Genomic DNA, 17,632 nt, shown 5'->3' on the forward strand with positions numbered 1-17,632 from the left:
ATTCCTCAGAACTACCACACACGACCTGGGTTTTGGTGTTGTCTGCTGCACGGGTTCTGTACCAAATGGGGCGGGTACCGGCGCTCGGGCGTCGAGAACACCCGAATGGTCGCGGTACAGAAGGATGGGACCAATACATGTCGGAAGAGTTCACGGCTGCAGAAAAGCGCAGGCTTGAAAAACGAGTTCGTGCTGAACGGGTCATGGGCGATAACGGCCATCTGTTCGACCATCCGGTACCCGCTGAACTTCTCACGCCGTATTCCAATGGTGACAATACCGAGCTTGAGCAGATCCGCGTCCAAAGGAAATATATCAATCGTGCCAACAACATCCGAAGGTGCTGGAACAGGTTCCAGCTTTACCTTCCCGAGTTGATGTACCCCGAAGAACCGCAGGACATATTCGAGATGTCGACGGCGCATGGCGGTATGCTCGAGGTTGCCCGGCACTTTGGCCATACCGTTTTGGGCAATGATTTTCCCAACATGCTCAACAACAAACAAACTGAACTGGCGTCCACGCATCGTCGCCTGAACGACGAGACGTTTGTCTGCGAAACCGACAATCACGGCATTCAGATCCCAAAAGACCACAAGGTACACGACTGGCCCTATCGCCCGATTATCGAAGCAATCGATATTCCAATGACTCTGTTTGACGCCGGGCGCACGCCCTATCCATTGGCAGACAAATCAAAGGATGTGCTGATTTGCATGCAGTCGATCGAGCACTATTGCCACCCTCAGGACTGGATGCTGATACTGGACGAGTTTTGCCGCATCACCCGAAAGACGATCCTGATCATGCTCAACCCCGTGATCGGTCATTTCGCCAATGATCCATTTTACACGGAGTGCTTCGAGAAAGCCCGACACGATCTGCATATGTATCGTCGAAATGGGTTCCGAACCACATCCTGCCATATCCAGTGGTCGCAGGTGCTTGTGTTCAAAATCACGTCCGTCTGAGGAAAAAGACCTGCAAGGCCGTCACTGAAATGCCCGTAGATCAATACAGGACGTTGAGCATGAACAGAGACACGAACAGGAACAGGACTGTCATGACTCCGCCGGATCGCACGAAATCCATGACCTTGTAGCCTGCCGGACCCATGATCAGCGCATTCACCTGATGGGTCGGAATGATGAAACTGTTCGAGGTCGATATGGCAACGGTCAGCGCAAAGACCCCCGGATTGCCCCCTGCGGCAACCGCGATTGAAACCGCAAGGGGCACAAGCAAGACGGTTGCCCCGACATTCGACATTACCAGCGAAAAAGCTGTGGCCAGTATTGCCACCCCAGCCTGAAGCGCCCAAATGGGCCAGCCGTCCAGAATGGTCATGATCTGCTGCGCAATCCATGCGGCCGTCCCGGTATTCTGTACGGCCTGACCAAGTGGAATGAGACAGGCAAGAAGGAAAACGGTGTTCCACCCAACTGCGCGATATGCCTCGTCCACACTCAACACGCGGGTCAGCATCATGCCGGCCGCTCCGGTCAGCAGGCATAGCGACAGCCGGACGTCGGTGAACAGGATCAGCGACAAGGAAATGGCGAAAAAGGCCAGCGCCCAACCGACCTTTTGCGGCCGCAACTCGTCCTGCGGAAAGTCCGTGGTCACAACGACAAAATCCGGATCGCGCTTGATCCGCATCAGGTTGTCCCATCGGGTATGCGCGACCAGCATGTCACCGGCGTGAAATGCTTCAAGGCCGATTTGGGTTGACGCGTGATCATCCGTCTCGACATGGCTGAGCGTTTCTTCCCCGCGATGGATCGCCAGCAACGACATGCCATAGGTCTTGCGGAACAAAAGCTCGCGCGGGCATTTGCCGATCAGCTTGCTGTCCGGGGTCACGACAACTTCTGCGATCCCGGCATTGGTGGGTGCAAACTCTTCGACGAAGATATCCAGTTCAGGCAGAACAGTCAGACCGAACTTCTGCGCGAACTCCTCGACCACCCAGCGACGCCCGATGATGGCCAGCCGGCAAGGTGCGGCAATCTCGGCGGTCAGAACCTGCACCATCGAGGTTTTCCCGCGATAGAATGTCGAGATGATGTAAAGGTGGTTCTCGTGGTTGATATCGGCCAGAATCTGCCCCACCAGGGGGCTGTCCTCGGGGACGATGACCTCAAAAACGTCTGCTTTGAGGCCGTAGACCCTTTGAAGATATTCCTGGGTGCCTTGCCCGGTCCCTGTTGCATCAGACGCGCCTTCAGTCGGCAGTACCCAGCGCCCCAGCAATAGAAAATATGCGATACCTGTCAGGATCAGGGCCATACCGATTGGAGTGACTGAGAAAAGTCCAAACGGTTCGATTTTCTGCCCTTCGGGCAACCCGTCATTTGCCGTCAGAATGAGGTCATTCAGCAAGATCAGTGGGGAAGAACCGACCATAGTCATGGTGCCGCCCAGAATGGCGCAAAAACCCATCGGCATCAGCAGTCGCGACAGCGGAATGCCGGACCTTGAGGAAATTCGGCTGACAACCGGTAAAAACAAGGCCGCCGCGCCGACATTCTGCATGAAAGACGAGATCACTCCGACAGTGCCTGACACGATCGGCAAAACCCGGTTCTCGGCTGTGCCGCCGTATTTCAGGATGACGGCGGCCACTTTGTTCATGATGCCGGTCTTGTCCAATCCGGCACCGACGATCATGACCGCGATGATTGAAATAACGGCGTTGGACGCGAACCCGTCGAACAGTCGAGAGACATTTGCCAGGTTCTCCAGCCCGGGCGCATAACTGAGAAGGCCGACGATGACCAAAACCAGTATGGCGGAAAGGTCAATTCTTACGATTTCGGAGACAAACAGGAAAACGGTGAAGGCCAACAGGGCGCAAACCACACCCATCTCGAACGTAAAGGTTACTTGTTCCACAAAGTTCACCGGGAAATTGTATTTTGGTCTTTTGGGAACACTTAACTTATTGCGCCAGCCTTGTCATGAAGTTTCGCCAACTATGGCGGAAACGAAATAAAATTATGCCAAGAGCCCGAGCTTTGAACAAGTTGACACACTGCTTGCTCCAACCAATCGGGCACCGTGCTCTCAATGGTGAAGAATCCGATCCCGCTAACTTTGGGTGGTCGAATAAAGTAACCGGACCGGCATTTCATAGCCTACCTGTCATGAGCGTCTTTCAGGCACTCAAGAAACACGTTCAACCTGCGCCCTTGCGAAGCGCTTTTGCGCACGATTGCGGCCATGCTTGAAATATATTCCGCAGCTTCGCAACGGACTTCCCGGACTTGACCAGCTTCCACGAACGGCTGTGCCTGATGGGTCGGCAAGAAGCCCAGATAGCAACCGGAAAGGATGAGAAGTGCCAACGCTTCTTCGCTTTGGACAAAGGCAGACTTTCTCAGTTTCAGTTTTTGATGGATCGACATGTTGGGTGAGTTAAAGCTCAGGCCCGCGTAGGTGTACTTTCGAAGCTCACTTAACTTGAACTCGGTTTCTGCGCGCTGAAACAGCTCGTGATTCTGGCCGCAAAACAGGCGCATGTCTTCGGTATACAGGGGCGAATAGTTCAACATCGGCGATTGGCGGTGCAAGGGGACGATGCCCAGATTGAATCGACCGTTTATGACACCTTCTTCGATCACGTTGGGCGGTTCGACCGAAATATCTAGCGTGACGCCCGGCGCCCGGTTTCGGAACAGGCGAATAGCTTCGGACATTTCGGCATCCGGGTTGGAGGAAGACCGGTCAAAGATTGCAATCTTCAACTTTCCCGCCATTTCGGCGCGAACCTCACCGATAATGTTCTGAAATCTGTCGATTGAGGCAAACAGGCTGTCTGCGGACTTCAGGACATGCTGGCCGTCGGATGTCAGCGAGAACCCGGCGGGCCCGCGATGGCATAGTTTCAGGTTCAGGCGGGTTTCGAGATCCGAGATGTGTTTGCTGATAGTTGAACGCCCGATGTTGAGCTCAAATTCGGCGGCGGTGAACCCTCCGCAGGCAACCACGGTACGAAAAATCTGCAGCAAGCGAATGTCCACATCCGAGATGCGCGTAATGGCGAGTTTCTTTGGAATTGAAAGGTTTCCTTTTGTCGAACTTTACGTAGATTACTTTGTATTACCTCAACCGTTTTTGCAACTTATAACTCGCCCACCGGTGACTCCAGTTTGCGCCATACTCACAGGCGTAGGAATGCGATGCCATCGTCACAAATAAGGTGGAGGACTTATGAAACTCATCAAATCATTCTCATCTGTCGCGTTGGCTGCCACGTTTGCCGCCGCGACCTTTGCCGCGCCGGCCATGGCGAAGAACTTCAAGATTGCCGTGGGCGACAGCGGCGGTTCCAGCCAGGAGGCAACTGGCCTTGCCTTCAAGGAAAAACTCGAGGAACTGTCGGGTGGCAATCACACCGCAACTCTGTTTCTGAACGGCCAGCTCGGGTCCGAACAGGACACCGTGAACGAAGCAGCAATCGGCACGCTGGACATGTCGCTGCTGGCGATCAACAACGTCACGCCGTTCTCGCCGACCGTAGGTGTGTTCACACTGCCTTACGTCATCCTCAGCCTGGAGGACGCCGAAACCCTGACCCAGGGCCCCATTGGGCAGGAACTGACCGAAAACACGATCAATGATGCAGGCGTACGCATCATCGCCTGGACCTATACCGGTTTCCGCGTTTTGACGAACTCCAAGAAGCCGGTAAAATCGGTTGCGGATCTGGAAGGTCTGGTCATCCGCGTTCCCAAGAACGAGATCATGATCGACACCTATAAGGCGTGGGGCATCAGCCCGACACCGATGGCCTGGTCGGAAACTTTTGCCGGTCTGCAAACCAAGGTTGTTGATGGTCAGGACAACCCCTACACCACGATCAACGCGATGAAGTTCTACGAAGTTCAGGACTATGTGACTGAAATCCGTTACATCTTCTCGATCGAGCCTCTGATCATTTCCGAGCAGGTATTCCAGGGTCTGTCGGCCGAAGATCAGGCTGCCGTACTGGAAGCCGGGCAGTATGCAACCCAGGCCTCGGCCCAATTCCTGCGCGACAAGGAAGCCGAGATCAAAGCGCTGCTGGTCGAAAAGGGCATGGAAATTCATGTTCCCGAAAACGACGAGGCAGAGTTCATCGAACTGGCAACCACAGCGGTCTGGCCGAAGTTCTATGAAAGCATCGGTGGTGTTGAAAAGCTGAACGCCGTTCTGGCCGCCATCGGCCGCGACCCCGTTTCGGAATGAAAATAGTATAAAACAAAGGAAAGCGCCTGACTGGCGCTTTCCATTCTGAGGGAGAGGGACCGATGAAAAACTTCTGGGGAATAGTCGACAACATAGAAAGCTACATCTGTCGGTTTCTTCTGGCAGTCTTTGTATGTCTTTTGTTTTTGCAGGTGGTCGTAAGGACAGTATTCAACTTTTCTTTCTCGTGGGTTGAAGAGCTGTCCGTCTATATGTTCGTTTGGTTCGTGTTTTTCGGCGCCAGCTATGCGGCCAAGATGGGTGCGCATAACCGCGTCACGTTTCAGTTCAAGTTTCTGCCCCCTCGCGCGATCAAATATATCGAGGCTTTCGCGGATCTGTTCTGGATCTGCTTCAATGTCTACTTCGTCTACCTGGCGATCGACTTCATCTTCAACCGCATGAACCGGTTCCAGTCATCCCAGACCCTGGGGTTCCACCTAAGCTGGGTCTACATCGTTTTGCCGATCACCTTCACCCTGATGACCATTCGTATCCTTCAGGTGAACTACAAGAAAATCATTCTGGACGAAGATCTGCGTGATCCTGACGCGATTGATCTGGAAGAAGTCCGCGCAGACCTGGGCGCTGACGTGGACCACACTGACATTGGGGAGGCAAAATAATGGGCAGTGAAATCGTATATATCCTGTTCGGCGGCTTCCTGTTGCTGTTGTTCATCGGCGCGCCGATAACGGTCGCGCTTGGCGTTTCGACGATGATCACCTTTCTCGTCCTGGACGAGAATCCGATCAAATTTGTCCAAATCGCCTTTACGTCCGTGGGTTCATTCCCGCTCATGGCCCTGCCGGCGTTCATTCTGGCGGGCGCATTAATGGAAGCCTCGGGCCTGTCACGGCGACTGATCAATGTTGCCGAAAGCTTTGCTGGTCCCTTCACCGGCGGTATGTCGGCGGCAACGGTTTTTGCCTGCCTGTTCTTCGGCGCGATATCGGGTTCAGGCCCGGCGACAACCGCCGCCGTCGGCATGCTGATGATCCCAGCCATGATAGATCGGGGATACGGACGCAACTATGCTTCGGCGATCACTGCATCGTCCGGCGGGCTGGGGATTGTCATTCCGCCGTCCATCCCGCTGATCATCTTCGGCATTGCCGCGCTCGGCATGCCAGCCCCGCCAGAAGCTGTTGCCGAACATGGCACCTTCCAGACCGTGTCCATCCCGAAACTGTTCATCGCCGGTTTCATGCCCGCCTTCGTGATCGCTGGCAGCCTTTTGCTGATGAACTACATCCTGGCCAAAAAGAGCGGCTATAAGGGGACGACCGAGGGCTGGTCCATGCGCCATATCTGGTGCGAAATGTATCGCGGCTTCTGGGCCCTGATGGCCCCGGTGGTGATCCTGGGCGGCATCTATTCGGGCTTCTTCACCCCGACCGAGGCGGCGATCGTCGCGATCTTCTACACACTGGTTGTGGGCGCATTCATCTACCGCGAACTCAGCTGGGAAAAGCTGTTCACCTCGCTTGAAACCACAACATGGCTGACGGGGCGCGTGTTGCTGATCATGTTCACGGCAACGGTGTTTGGTCGGCTTCTGGTCGAAAACCAGATCCCCGCGCTGATCGCCGAAGGCATGCTTTCCGTCACAAGCAACATCTATGTGATCTGGACGCTGGTCATCCTGTTCCTGCTGTTCGTTGGCATGTTCATGGAAACGCTGGCAACCATTCTTATCCTGGTTCCGGTGATGCTGCCTGTGGCCTACAGCGTTGGCATCGACCCAATCCACTTTGGTGTCGTGATGGTGTGTACGCTGGGGATCGGTTTCCAAACCCCGCCATTGGGCGAAAACCTTTTCATCGCATCCGGTATATCCAATATATCAATCGAGAAGATTTCCGTTGCAGCGCTGCCCTTTGCCTTCATCAATACGGTCGCCATCTTCATCATAGCGTTCTTTCCCGAAATCTCGCTATGGCTGCCGCGGGCGCTTGGGTATTGAGTGCGGACAGAAAGGAACTGAACCATGTTACCTCAGATCAAAGACATCCTGTTCGCAACGGATTTGTCCGAAAACGCCAACAATGCGTTGCGCCATGCCCTGAGCATGGCGCGCGCCCATGGGGCGAAAGTCCATGTTTTGCACGTGACCGAGCCTCTGACACAGGACGCCATCGTGACGATGCGAATGTTCATTCAGGATGATGCATCGCGCAAAAAAGCGATCCGGGACCGCCACGCTTCGGTGAAGGAACTGCTGAAAGAGAACCAGCAGAAGTTCGTGAAAACCCTAACCGAAGAAGGAAAGGAGGCTTACGCGTCTGTCGCCTCGGTGGAGCTGGTTGACGGGCATCCCGCCGAGTCCATCCTGCAGCGCGCGCGCGAGCTGGATTGCGGCCTGATTGTCATGGGCACGCACGAGCAGGGCACCGGACACACCTTCATCGGGACGGTCGTCAAACGGGTGCTGAGACGCTCGACAATTCCAACGATGGTGGTGCCCAACATCACCTGAGAGGGGTGTTCAGACTCATCTTGAAGACCTCAGAATCTTCTTTTCACAGCGGTTGGGTTGAGGTTCTGCCGATGGTACGCGAAGGCCCCTAGGGCTCTTGCGGGGTGATCGTGTCACAAGCCCGCGAACAGGTCTTTAAATTGCGCGCGTAGCGCGTTCTTCTGAACTTTGCCCATCGTATTGCGCGGCAACTCATCCAGTTGGATCAGTTTTCGTGGGTGTTTGTAGCGGGCCAGACCGCTGCTGATCGCGGCCTGTATCGCTTCCAGATCGGGGTGCGCGTCCGGTTCCGCAACAATCACACCGACCACGGTTTCACCGAAATCCGGGTGCGGCACACCGATGACTGCGCTTTCCAGAACACCCGGCTGGTCGTCCAGCGCCAGTTCAACTTCTTTTGGATAGACGTTGTAGCCTCCCGAAATGATCAGATCCTTGTTGCGCCCGACAATGTGGACATAACCGTCTTCGTCAATCCGCCCCAGATCGCCGGTGATGAAGAAACCATCCTCTCGCAACTCGGCGGCAGTTTTTTCCGGCATCTGCCAGTATCCGCAAAACACGTTGGGGCCGCGCACCTCGATCACGCCGATCTCGCCCTGGGGCAACGGACTGCCTTCTGCGTCGCACACCTTAAGCTCGACCCCCGGAAGTGGAAAACCCACTGTCCCGGCCCGCCGTTCACCGTCATAGGGGTTGGACGTATTCATGCTGGTTTCGGTCATGCCATAGCGTTCGAGAATGCGATGGCCAGTGCGGTTCTCGAACTGAACGTGCGTATCGGCAAGCAGCGGGGCCGATCCTGAGACGAACAGGCGCATATGTGCGGTCAGTTCCTTGGTGAAACGCGGGTCATTCAGCAGTCGCGTGTAAAAAGTCGGAACACCCATCATCGTCGTGGTCGTCGGCATCAGTGTGATGATGTTGTCCAGATCGAACTTGGGCAGGAACACCATGCGGCTGCCAGCGATCAGAGAGACATTGGTCGCCACGAACAACCCGTGAGCGTGAAAGATCGGCAGCGCGTGCATCAACACATCGTCAGACGAGAACCGCCATTCCTTTGCCAGCGTCCGGGCATTGGACAGCAGGTTGTTCTGCGTCAGCATTGCCCCCTTGGACCGGCCAGTTGTGCCGGAGGTGTACAGAAAGACCGCCAGGTCGTCTCCTGTACGATCCACAGTTGCAAAGCTGTTCGGCATGGCGGCGGCCTGTTCCATCAATGTGCCACCGCCATCGGCATTGAGGGTCACAACGCTGGCCCCCATCGGAGTACTGACAGACTTCAGTTGGTCCTCGTTCTGTTCGTCACATACGACCAGAGATGCGCCGCTGTTTTCGATGAAATAGGTCAGTTCCTCGACCGTGTAGGCCGTATTGAGTGGCAAAAACACCAACCCGGCCTGAACACAGGCAGCGTAAAGGGCAAGCGCCTCGGGCTTTTTTTCGACCTGCACAGCGACCCGATCACCGGGTTGCAACCCCATCCGCGCAGTGACATTCGCGATCTGCGCCGCTGTATTCAGAAAGCGGCGATAAGAAACCACCCTGCCATCCGCAAGATGCAGGAACGGTGTGTCTTTGTCCGCATGAATTCCGAGCAGGCTGTCATAGAGTGGGTTTGCCAAGAAACTGACCTTTGTATTCGCGATGCAAGAGACTTATCGGCTGAGAATTTCTAGCTCAACGAAAATAGTGGAGCAGCGCGGGATTTTGGGCCGCGTTTCAGGTGGGCTCACGTGTCATCAGGGACAGAGCCATAAGAAGCCATAAGGCGGGCATTCAACAGTGGAAATGAAGTTGTTCGACGGCCCGCAACTGTTCCGACGGTGGCCATTTGTCGAAGTATCGGGACCCGTTCGACAAGAAAGATAGATTGATTGACGATATCCTCCGGGGGAGGATAAGGTTCGCAACATGACACACATCCACTCAACCCATCCGGCAATCATTGCGCGACTGAAAAGGGCCGAAGGGCATCTGTCCAAAGTGGTTTCGATGCTGGAACTGCAGCAACCTTGTTCCGACATCGCCCAACAATTGCACGCGGTCGAGAAAGCGATCACAAACGCCAAACGAGCTTTGATCCATGATCATATCGATCATTGTCTGACGGGTGGCGACGATCCGGAAGGAGCCGTGGAAGAGTTGAAAACAATCAGCAAGTACCTGTAATCCGATGCTTTCAGTTCTTAGAAATCGCACCTATCGCCATCTTTTCTTCGCCCAGATCGTGGCGCTTTCGGGCACAGGTCTGGCCACTGTTGCACTTGGCTTGCTTGCATTCCAGCTGGCAGGGGATTCGGCGGCGCTGGTGTTGGGAACCGCACTGACCATCAAAATGGTGGCCTATGTCACGATCGCTCCGATTGCGGCGGCATTTGCCGAGCGCGTCGATCGGAGACGAATGCTGGTGGTCCTCGACCTGATCCGGGCCGCGGTTGCCATGACCCTTCCATTTGTATCAGAGGTCTGGCAGGTCTACGTTCTGATCTTTGTCCTGCAATCGGCATCGGCCGGGTTCACACCCGCCTTTCAGGCCACGATCCCCGACGTTCTTCCTGATGAACGAGACTATACCAAGGCGCTGTCGCTGTCCCGTCTTGCGTTTGACATGGAAAGCCTGCTGAGCCCGATGCTCGCCGCGGCGCTGCTGACCGTGATGAGCTTTGACAACCTGTTCTGGGGCACCGGAATCGGGTTTGTCGCTTCGGCGCTTCTGGTTGTCTCGGTGCTTCTGCCGTCGCCAAAGCCGGCAAAGCCGCGCGGCATTTACGATCGGACAACGCGCGGGATGCGGCTATATCTCAGAACGCCGCGCCTGCGCGGCTTGCTGGCGCTGAACTGGGTCGCCTCGGCCACCGGCGCGATGGTCATCGTCAACACTGTTGTCATCGTGCGTGGGGATCTGGGCCTGTCGGAAAGCGCTGTCGCGGTTGTCTTGGCGGCGTTCGGGGCAGGTTCAATGCTGACCGCATTGACCCTTCCGCGCCTGCTGAACAGCGTGCCCGACCGAAAGGTGATGCTGTCAGGGGCGGTGCTAAGCAATCTGACCCTGTTCACGTTGGCGCTGACATCATTGGCAACGCCGCTGTCCCAAACCGCTCTGATGGTCGGCTGGCTTCTGGTTGGTGCGGGATATTCCGCAATACTGACACCGACAGGGCGGCTGCTTACACGGTCAGCACATCCTGAAGACCGCCCGGCAATCTTTGCAGCCCAATTCACATTGTCCCACGCCTGCTGGTTGGTATTTTACCCTGCGTCGGGCTGGCTGATCACCGTGTTCGGCACCGTTGTCGCCATGATCTCACTGTCTGCTCTGGCTTTGTTCGGCCTTCTGGCGGCCGTGCGACTATGGCCGGCCGATGACGGCCGACCTGTCCGTCACGACCACCCGGATTTGCCGCAGGATCACCCACATCTACAGGGCGATGAGCCTCATCAGCACGTGATCATTATTGATGATCTGCATCCGAGGGCTGATGGGCAGACAAAGGCAAAAACCGCCCTATAACCTGTTGGCGTCCCCAGAAGGCATTCATTTTATTGCAATCCCTCCGAAAGACATTTCCGGAGTTTTGGATTTTTTTGTTGCAAATTGATACTAACCAGCGGAACCATGCTCAGAACACGTAGTCCAGGGTTTTCGAGATGCCGCCATTCGCCATTGACGGGCACAATGACGTTTTAAGCAAAATTGCCGGTTCGAATGCCTCGGATCCTCTTGCGCTTTTTTGTTCCGGAAACGGGGACTGGCATCTTGATCGTCCAAGAATGAAGGCCGGCGGATTGCTGGGCGGTTTCTTCGCCATTTGGGGGCCATCCGAAAACGATACGATCGACTATGATGGCCTGATGGCCGGAGCGACCTATGACGTGCCGTTGCCACCCGAATTGCCACAAGATGCGGCGATGAGACGATCGGTTGCATTGGCAAGCAGTCTTGTTCAGCTTGAGCAACGCGGGGCGCTGCGCATTTGCAAGAACGCGGCGGAGTTGCGCCTAACCTGCGAGTCCGGCGAAATCGGCGCAATCATGCATATGGAAGGGGCCGAGGCGATTGATCCGGACCTGAAAGCGCTCGATCTGTTCTATGCGGCTGGCCTCAGGTCGCTTGGCCCGGTCTGGAGCCGCAACAACATCTTTTGCGACGGCGTTCCGTTCCGCTTTCCCGGATCACCTGATACCGGTGGTGGACTGACCGAAGCGGGAAGGTCGCTGGTCGCACGGTGCAACACGCTTGGTGTTCTTGTGGACCTGTCGCATATCACCGAAGCGGGGTTTTGGGATGTCGCCGAAACGTCGGATGCGCCGCTGGTGGCCACACATTCCTGTGCCCATGCCATTTGCGCAAATTCCAGGAACCTGACCGACGCGCAAATGCGCGCAATTGGCGAAAAGGGCGGTGTCGTGGGGATAAATTACGCGGCCCAGTTCCTGCGCGCAGACGGTCGTCGCGACCCGGATGTGCCGTTGGATCAGGTTCTGGCCCATATCGATCATATGATCAACGTCATGGGCGAAGACACTGTGGCCCTGGGCTCGGACTATGACGGGGCGACGGTGCCCAATGCCCTCGACGGCGCAGAAAAGCTGCCTGCATTGCTGAATGCGATGGAGGTCCATGGATACACACAAGATCGGATCACGAAGATAGCCAACGGAAACTGGCTGCGCGTGCTGACCGACACCTGGGGCGGGTAGACCCGAGCATAATCAACAGGGAGTTAGACTATGAAGTTATTTTCCAAACTTGTCGGCACCGCAGCTTTTGCGGCGACACTGGCTGTGGGTGCACCGGCCGCGTTTGCCGAAACGCCGCCCAACATGCTGGTCATGGCGATGCGTATCGATGACATCACGACAGCCGATCCGGCACAGTCGTTTGAATTCACCGGCATGGAGATGACGCGCAACATTTATGGCAAGCTGGTCAATTACGATCCGCTTGATCTGGACGCCGGGTATCAGCCGGATCTTGCGACCAAATGGGACGTGTCCGAGGACGGAAAGACGATCACCTTCACGATGCGCGAGGGCGTCAAGTTCCACTCCGGCAACCCGGTGACGGCGGAAGATGCGGCGTACTCGCTGCGCCGTGTCATCAAGCTGAACAAGACACCGGCCTTCATCCTCACTCAGTTCGGTTTCACCCCTGAAAACGTTGATCAGATGATCCGCGTGGAAGATGGCAAGCTGCTGATTACCACGGACAAGAAATACGCGACATCCTTTGTGCTGAACTGCCTGACAGCCGGTGTCGGCGCCATCGTCGATATGAAGACCGTCGAAGCCAACGCCGTGGATGGCGACATGGGCAACACCTGGCTGGCGACAAACTCGGCGGGTTCCGGTCCCTACATGCTGACAGGCTGGAAACCGAATGAGAGCTATTCGCTGCAGTCCAACCCTGATTACTATGGCGGTGCCCCTGCCATGGAACGCGTCATCACCCGCCATGTGCAGGAAAGCGCGTCGCAGCGGTTGTTGCTGGAGGCAGGCGATATCGACATCGCACGCAACCTGAACCCTGAAGACATGGCCGCGGTCGAGTCGAACGCCGATCTGGAAATGTACGCGGCCCTGAGCGGTCAGATCATGTATTTCTCGCTGAGCCAGAAACACCCCGAACTGTCGAACCCAAAGGTCATGGAGGCCATAAAGTACCTGATCGATTATGAAGCGATGGCCGATAGTTTCCTCAAGGGTGACTGGGCGGTTCACCAGAACTTCCTGCCGGCAACCTACATGGGATCGGTCGACGACAATCCGTTCAGCTATGATCCGGAAAAAGCCAAGGCGTTGCTGGCCGAGGCCGGTGTTTCCGGGTTTGAGTTCGAAGTCGGTGTGCGCGAGGCGCAGGAACGTATCGAGATCGCACAGTCCATCCAGAACACGCTGGCCGAGGCCGGGATCACCATGAAGATCACTGTTGGGACCGCCAAGCAGGTGCTGACCCGGTATCGCGCCCGTGAACTGGACGCCTATCTTGGCGCTTGGGGGCCGGATTACCCCGATCCGCAGACCAATGCCGGAACCTTTGCCTGGAATCCTGACAATTCGGACGAAGCAAAGGCCACCGGGATTCTTGCTTGGCGCAATTCCTGGAACCCCGGAGAACTGACGGCAATGACCGATGCGGCCAAGATTGAACCCGACACGGCAAAACGGGCCGAGATGTACGAGGAAATCCAGGCCATATTCCGCCAGACTTCGCCCTTTGCAATCATGTTCCAAAGGACTGAGAGATCCGGGATCGGCGGCAACGTCACCAACTGGAACCTTGGCGGTGCGGTGTCCGAAGCCGGTTACTTTGTCGTAACCAAGTAATGAGCGACATGACATATTCCGAGAGGCGCGGGCTCGCGCCTCTCATTCACGTCTTAAAAACAACCGTTCTGACGATCGGATCGATTCTGGTGACGATGCTGGGATTGTTATTTGTGACCTTCATCATCGGAAGGGTGATGCCGGTCGACCCGGTGATTGCGATAGTGGGTGAACGCGCCACGCAGGAAGTTTATCAGGAAACTTATGAAATGCTCGGGCTGGATAAGCCTTTGCTTGTCCAGTTCTGGTACTACCTGTCCGACGTCGCCCGGCTGGATTTTGGAATTTCCTATCTTAACGCGCGCCCAGTGATTGAAGATATCAAGCGGGTTTTTCCCGCAACACTGGAATTGGCCACCCTGGGTGTTCTGGCGGGTATTCTGGTCGGCGTGCCGCTAGGCATTGTCGCGGCCGTCAACCGGGGTAGCTGGATCGATCAGATTGCCCGCATCATCGCGTTGGTGGGATACTCAATGCCGATCTTCTGGCTGGGCCTGATGGGATTGATGATATTCTACGGCAAGTTGCGATGGGTCGGTGGCCCGGGGCGTCTGGATATCTTCTACGAGGACATCGTGCCGACGCGTACGGGTATGATCCTTGTCGACAGCCTGATTGCCGGCGACATGACGGTCTTCTGGAATGCCGTCAGCCATATTATCCTGCCCGCGCTGCTGCTGGGCTATTATTCGCTGGCCTATATCAGCCGCATGACTCGCAGTTTCATGCTGGAGCAACTCAGCGCAGAATACATCCTGACCGCCCGTGTAAAAGGATTGCCCGAACGTATCGTTATCTGGCGTCACGCCTTTCGCAACATCCGTGTGCAACTGATCACCGTCATAGCCCTGTCTTATGCGGGATTGCTGGAAGGGTCCGTGCTGACCGAAATCATCTTCAGTTGGCCGGGCATCGGCAGCTATATCACCACGGCGCTTCTGAGTGCGGACATGAATGCCGTTCTGGGTGGAACCGTGGTTGTCGGCTTCTGCTTCATATTGCTGAACGTCACAAGCGATCTGCTTTACAAAGTTCTGGACCCGAGGGCCAAATGACCACTCAAACGCTACGACAATGGCTTCTCTCGGAAGAACCGGAAAGCAGGGTACAGGCCCGCCTCGCCTCCATATATAACGGATGGCTCACGTTGCGCGGCAATGTCATGGCTATGATCGGTTTGGTCATCATTGTGGCGCTGGTGCTGACCGCCCTGTTCGCGCCACTTCTGGCACCGCATGATCCGTATGTTCAGGACCTTGGCAAACGTCTGCTTCCGCTTGGGACAGAAGGACATCTGCTGGGGACGGACAGCCTCGGGCGCGATATCCTCAGCCGCCTGATTTTCGGTGCGAGAATAACGCTTTACATCGTGGCACTTGTCGCTCTTATCGCGCCGGTTCTTGGGCTTCTGGTTGGCACCGTGGCAGGATATGTCGGCGGAATCGCCGACCTTGTCCTGATGCGGATTACCGATATATTTCTGGCTTTTCCCCGGCTGGTTCTGGCACTGGCCTTTGTGGCCGGTCTGGGCGCGGGGATCGAAAACGCAGTTCTTGCAATATCGCTCACTGCCTGGCCGCCCTATGCACGGTTGGCTCGGGCCGAGACGCTGACGATCAGATCGCAGGACTATATCAGCGCCATTAGGCTGCAAGGGGCCGGTCCGTTCCGGATCATCACGCGCCACATCTGGCCGTTGTGCATCAGTTCACTCATCGTTCGGGTCACGCTGGATATGGCAGGGATCATTCTTGCGGCGGCCGGTCTTGGATTTCTGGGTCTCGGCGCGCAACCGCCCAGCCCGGAATGGGGTGCGATGATTTCCGAGGGGCGCCGTTTCATCCTGGATCACTGGTGGGTCGCCACCATGCCGGGGCTGGCGATATTCATCGTATCGCTCGCCTTCAATCTGCTGGGCGACGGATTGCGTGACATTCTTGACCCTAAACAAGGGGGCCAGGGATGAGCGAACAATTGCTGGATGTGCAGAACCTCTGGGTTCGGTTTCCGTCCCGCAGGGGCGTGTTTGACGCAGTGCGCGGGGTCAGTTTCAGCCTTGGGCGGGAAAGACTGGGGATCGTCGGCGAAAGCGGGTCCGGGAAGTCCATGACTGGGCGGGCAATCCTGCGCCTGGTGCGCAGCCCGGGTCTTGTCGAGGCGGACCATATCAAGCTGCACGACATTGACCTGCTGAGGTTGTCCGAACCCAAGATGCGCGCTGTTCGCGGCAGCAAGATTTCCATGGTCATGCAGGATCCCAAGTTCAGCCTGAACCCCGTGATGACCATCGGTGCGCAGATGATCGAGGCCTATCGCCAATCCACCGGCGCCGGGCATTCCACTGCCCGAACGCGCAGTCTGGAAATGCTGGACGCCGTTGCAATCCGAGACCCGGAAAGGGTACTTCGCGCTTATCCGCATGAGATGTCCGGCGGCATGGGGCAAAGGATCATGATCGCCATGATGCTGGCCGCAAATCCCGAGATCCTGATTGCCGACGAACCGACGAGCGCGCTGGATGTTTCGGTCCAGCGTCAGGTGTTGAATATCATGGACGATCTAGTGCGCGAGCGTGGAATGGGGCTGATCTTTATCAGTCACGACCTGAACCTGGTGGCGGAATTCTGCGACCGGGTGCTGATCATGTTTGCGGGGCGCATTGTCGAAGTCTGCGATGCCGACAAGCTGTCTGAGGCCAAACACCCATATACTCAGGGACTTCTGAATGCCTTGCCCCGGCTGGATGAGCCGCATGAACGGCTTGCGGTTCTGAACAGGGACGAAGCCTGGGCCGATGCGCCTTCAGTCAGCGGACAGGTCAAGTCATGAGCATGATTGACATACACAATCTGAACGTCTGGTTCGGAACGGGAAGGGATCGGGTGGACGCCTTGCGCAGCGCCTCGCTTTCTGTCGCACAAGGGCAAAGCCTGGGCCTTGTCGGCGAAAGCGGTTCGGGCAAGTCGACAATATTGCGGGCGCTGTCCGGCCTTGTACCCGGCTGGTCCGGCAGAATGCATGTCAACGGTGCCGAACTGGGCCGACATCGCTCGCGCGAGTTCTATCAGACGGTTCAAATGGTCTTTCAGGACCCCTATGCCTCGCTTCACCCCCGCCAGACCGTCGATCAGGTTCTGTCTGAAACCCTGCGTCTGCACGGCATGACCGACATTGACCGCCGGATCGAGGATCTTCTGGCCAATGTGGATCTGGGCCACAGGTTTCGTTTTCGGTATCCGCATCAGTTGTCAGGTGGCCAACGCCAAAGGGTTGCAATTGCACGGGCGCTTGCGGCCGAGCCGGATGTGCTTTTGCTGGACGAGCCGACCAGCGCGCTGGACGTTTCAATTCAGGCCGAGATTCTCAATCTGTTGACCGACATACGCGCCGAGCGATCCCTGACATATCTTATGGTCAGCCATGACCTGGCGGTTGTCGGGCATTTGTGTGACCACATTGCCGTGATGAACGCTGGCCAGATCGTCGAGCATCTGAGCGTCGAGCAACTGCGAAGCAGATCTGCCCATCATGCCTATACCCAGCAATTGATTGCCAATTCCTACATCTAGGCCATCTGTCTTGTTCGGTCCG

General features: G+C 56.2%; 16 protein-coding genes. 13 read left to right on the forward strand and 3 right to left on the reverse strand.

All coding sequences use genetic code 11. The features are described 5' to 3' along the window. The first annotated feature begins 137 nt into the window (after window positions 1-137). Window positions 138-971 carry a hypothetical protein gene (locus tag AC2FIR_RS09855; RefSeq protein WP_496745966.1) on the forward strand — a complete coding sequence of 278 codons (834 nt, stop codon included), beginning with the start codon at window positions 138-140 and terminating at the stop codon, window positions 969-971. 40 nt (window positions 972-1,011) lie between these two features. On the opposite strand, the gene AC2FIR_RS09860 is transcribed toward AC2FIR_RS09855, so the two are convergent. Next, a complete protein-coding gene (locus AC2FIR_RS09860) occupies window positions 1,012-2,868 on the reverse strand; it encodes an SLC13 family permease (protein WP_170611855.1) in 1,857 nt (618 codons plus the stop codon). 269 nt (window positions 2,869-3,137) lie between these two features. Then, a complete protein-coding gene (locus AC2FIR_RS09865; protein ID WP_170611749.1) occupies window positions 3,138-4,010 on the reverse strand; it encodes a LysR family transcriptional regulator in 873 nt (290 codons plus the stop codon). Between the two features lie 202 nt (window positions 4,011-4,212). On the opposite strand from AC2FIR_RS09865, the gene AC2FIR_RS09870 reads away from it, so the two are divergent. From AC2FIR_RS09870 to AC2FIR_RS09885, 4 genes are all read left to right on the forward strand, one after another. Then, window positions 4,213-5,229 carry a TRAP transporter substrate-binding protein gene (locus AC2FIR_RS09870; RefSeq protein WP_170611752.1) on the forward strand — a complete coding sequence of 339 codons (1,017 nt, stop codon included), beginning with the start codon at window positions 4,213-4,215 and terminating at the stop codon, window positions 5,227-5,229. 62 nt (window positions 5,230-5,291) lie between these two features. Next, window positions 5,292-5,855 carry a TRAP transporter small permease gene (locus AC2FIR_RS09875; protein ID WP_170611754.1) on the forward strand — a complete coding sequence of 188 codons (564 nt, stop codon included), beginning with the start codon at window positions 5,292-5,294 and terminating at the stop codon, window positions 5,853-5,855. Further along, on the forward strand, window positions 5,855-7,195 hold the full coding sequence (locus AC2FIR_RS09880) for a TRAP transporter large permease (protein ID WP_170611756.1): 1,341 nt from the start codon (window positions 5,855-5,857) through the stop codon (window positions 7,193-7,195). The genes AC2FIR_RS09875 and AC2FIR_RS09880 overlap by 1 nt, the downstream gene beginning before the upstream one ends. 24 nt (window positions 7,196-7,219) lie before the next feature. Then, window positions 7,220-7,708 carry a universal stress protein gene (locus tag AC2FIR_RS09885; RefSeq protein ID WP_170611758.1) on the forward strand — a complete coding sequence of 163 codons (489 nt, stop codon included), beginning with the start codon at window positions 7,220-7,222 and terminating at the stop codon, window positions 7,706-7,708. Window positions 7,709-7,821: 113 nt separating this feature from the next. Here the strand turns inward: AC2FIR_RS09885 and AC2FIR_RS09890 are convergent, their stop codons facing one another. Beyond that, entirely contained in the window at window positions 7,822-9,336 is a 1,515-nt protein-coding gene (locus AC2FIR_RS09890) for a malonate--CoA ligase (protein WP_496762248.1), read from the reverse strand. 289 nt (window positions 9,337-9,625) lie between these two features. Between AC2FIR_RS09890 and AC2FIR_RS09895 the strand changes: the two genes are divergently transcribed. The 8 genes from AC2FIR_RS09895 to AC2FIR_RS09930 all read left to right on the forward strand — a co-directional run bounded on the left by AC2FIR_RS09895 (window position 9,626) and on the right by AC2FIR_RS09930 (window position 17,610). Next, on the forward strand, window positions 9,626-9,883 hold the full coding sequence (locus AC2FIR_RS09895; protein WP_170611769.1) for a metal-sensing transcriptional repressor: 258 nt from the start codon (window positions 9,626-9,628) through the stop codon (window positions 9,881-9,883). 4 nt (window positions 9,884-9,887) lie between these two features. Beyond that, the gene (locus AC2FIR_RS09900) at window positions 9,888-11,225 is read left to right on the forward strand and encodes an MFS transporter (RefSeq protein ID WP_480492220.1); all 1,338 of its coding nucleotides are present in this window, start codon (window positions 9,888-9,890) and stop codon (window positions 11,223-11,225) included. 137 nt (window positions 11,226-11,362) lie between these two features. Continuing rightward, on the forward strand, window positions 11,363-12,415 hold the full coding sequence (locus tag AC2FIR_RS09905; RefSeq protein WP_480913557.1) for a dipeptidase: 1,053 nt from the start codon (window positions 11,363-11,365) through the stop codon (window positions 12,413-12,415). A 30-nt stretch (window positions 12,416-12,445) separates the two neighbouring features. Beyond that, window positions 12,446-14,041 carry an ABC transporter substrate-binding protein gene (locus tag AC2FIR_RS09910; protein WP_496745971.1) on the forward strand — a complete coding sequence of 532 codons (1,596 nt, stop codon included), beginning with the start codon at window positions 12,446-12,448 and terminating at the stop codon, window positions 14,039-14,041. Next, on the forward strand, window positions 14,041-15,096 hold the full coding sequence (locus AC2FIR_RS09915; protein ID WP_496745973.1) for an ABC transporter permease: 1,056 nt from the start codon (window positions 14,041-14,043) through the stop codon (window positions 15,094-15,096). Before AC2FIR_RS09910 ends, AC2FIR_RS09915 begins: the two co-directional genes overlap by 1 nt. Next, the gene (locus tag AC2FIR_RS09920) at window positions 15,093-16,007 is read left to right on the forward strand and encodes an ABC transporter permease (RefSeq protein ID WP_170611779.1); all 915 of its coding nucleotides are present in this window, start codon (window positions 15,093-15,095) and stop codon (window positions 16,005-16,007) included. Before AC2FIR_RS09915 ends, AC2FIR_RS09920 begins: the two co-directional genes overlap by 4 nt. Further along, a complete protein-coding gene (locus AC2FIR_RS09925) occupies window positions 16,004-16,870 on the forward strand; it encodes an ABC transporter ATP-binding protein (protein ID WP_480812848.1) in 867 nt (288 codons plus the stop codon). The genes AC2FIR_RS09920 and AC2FIR_RS09925 overlap by 4 nt, the downstream gene beginning before the upstream one ends. Continuing rightward, window positions 16,867-17,610 carry an ABC transporter ATP-binding protein gene (locus AC2FIR_RS09930; protein ID WP_496745975.1) on the forward strand — a complete coding sequence of 248 codons (744 nt, stop codon included), beginning with the start codon at window positions 16,867-16,869 and terminating at the stop codon, window positions 17,608-17,610. Before AC2FIR_RS09925 ends, AC2FIR_RS09930 begins: the two co-directional genes overlap by 4 nt. Window positions 17,611-17,632: the final 22 nt, after the last annotated feature.

The sequence above is a fragment of the Ruegeria sp. CDSB136 genome, assembly GCF_059610965.1.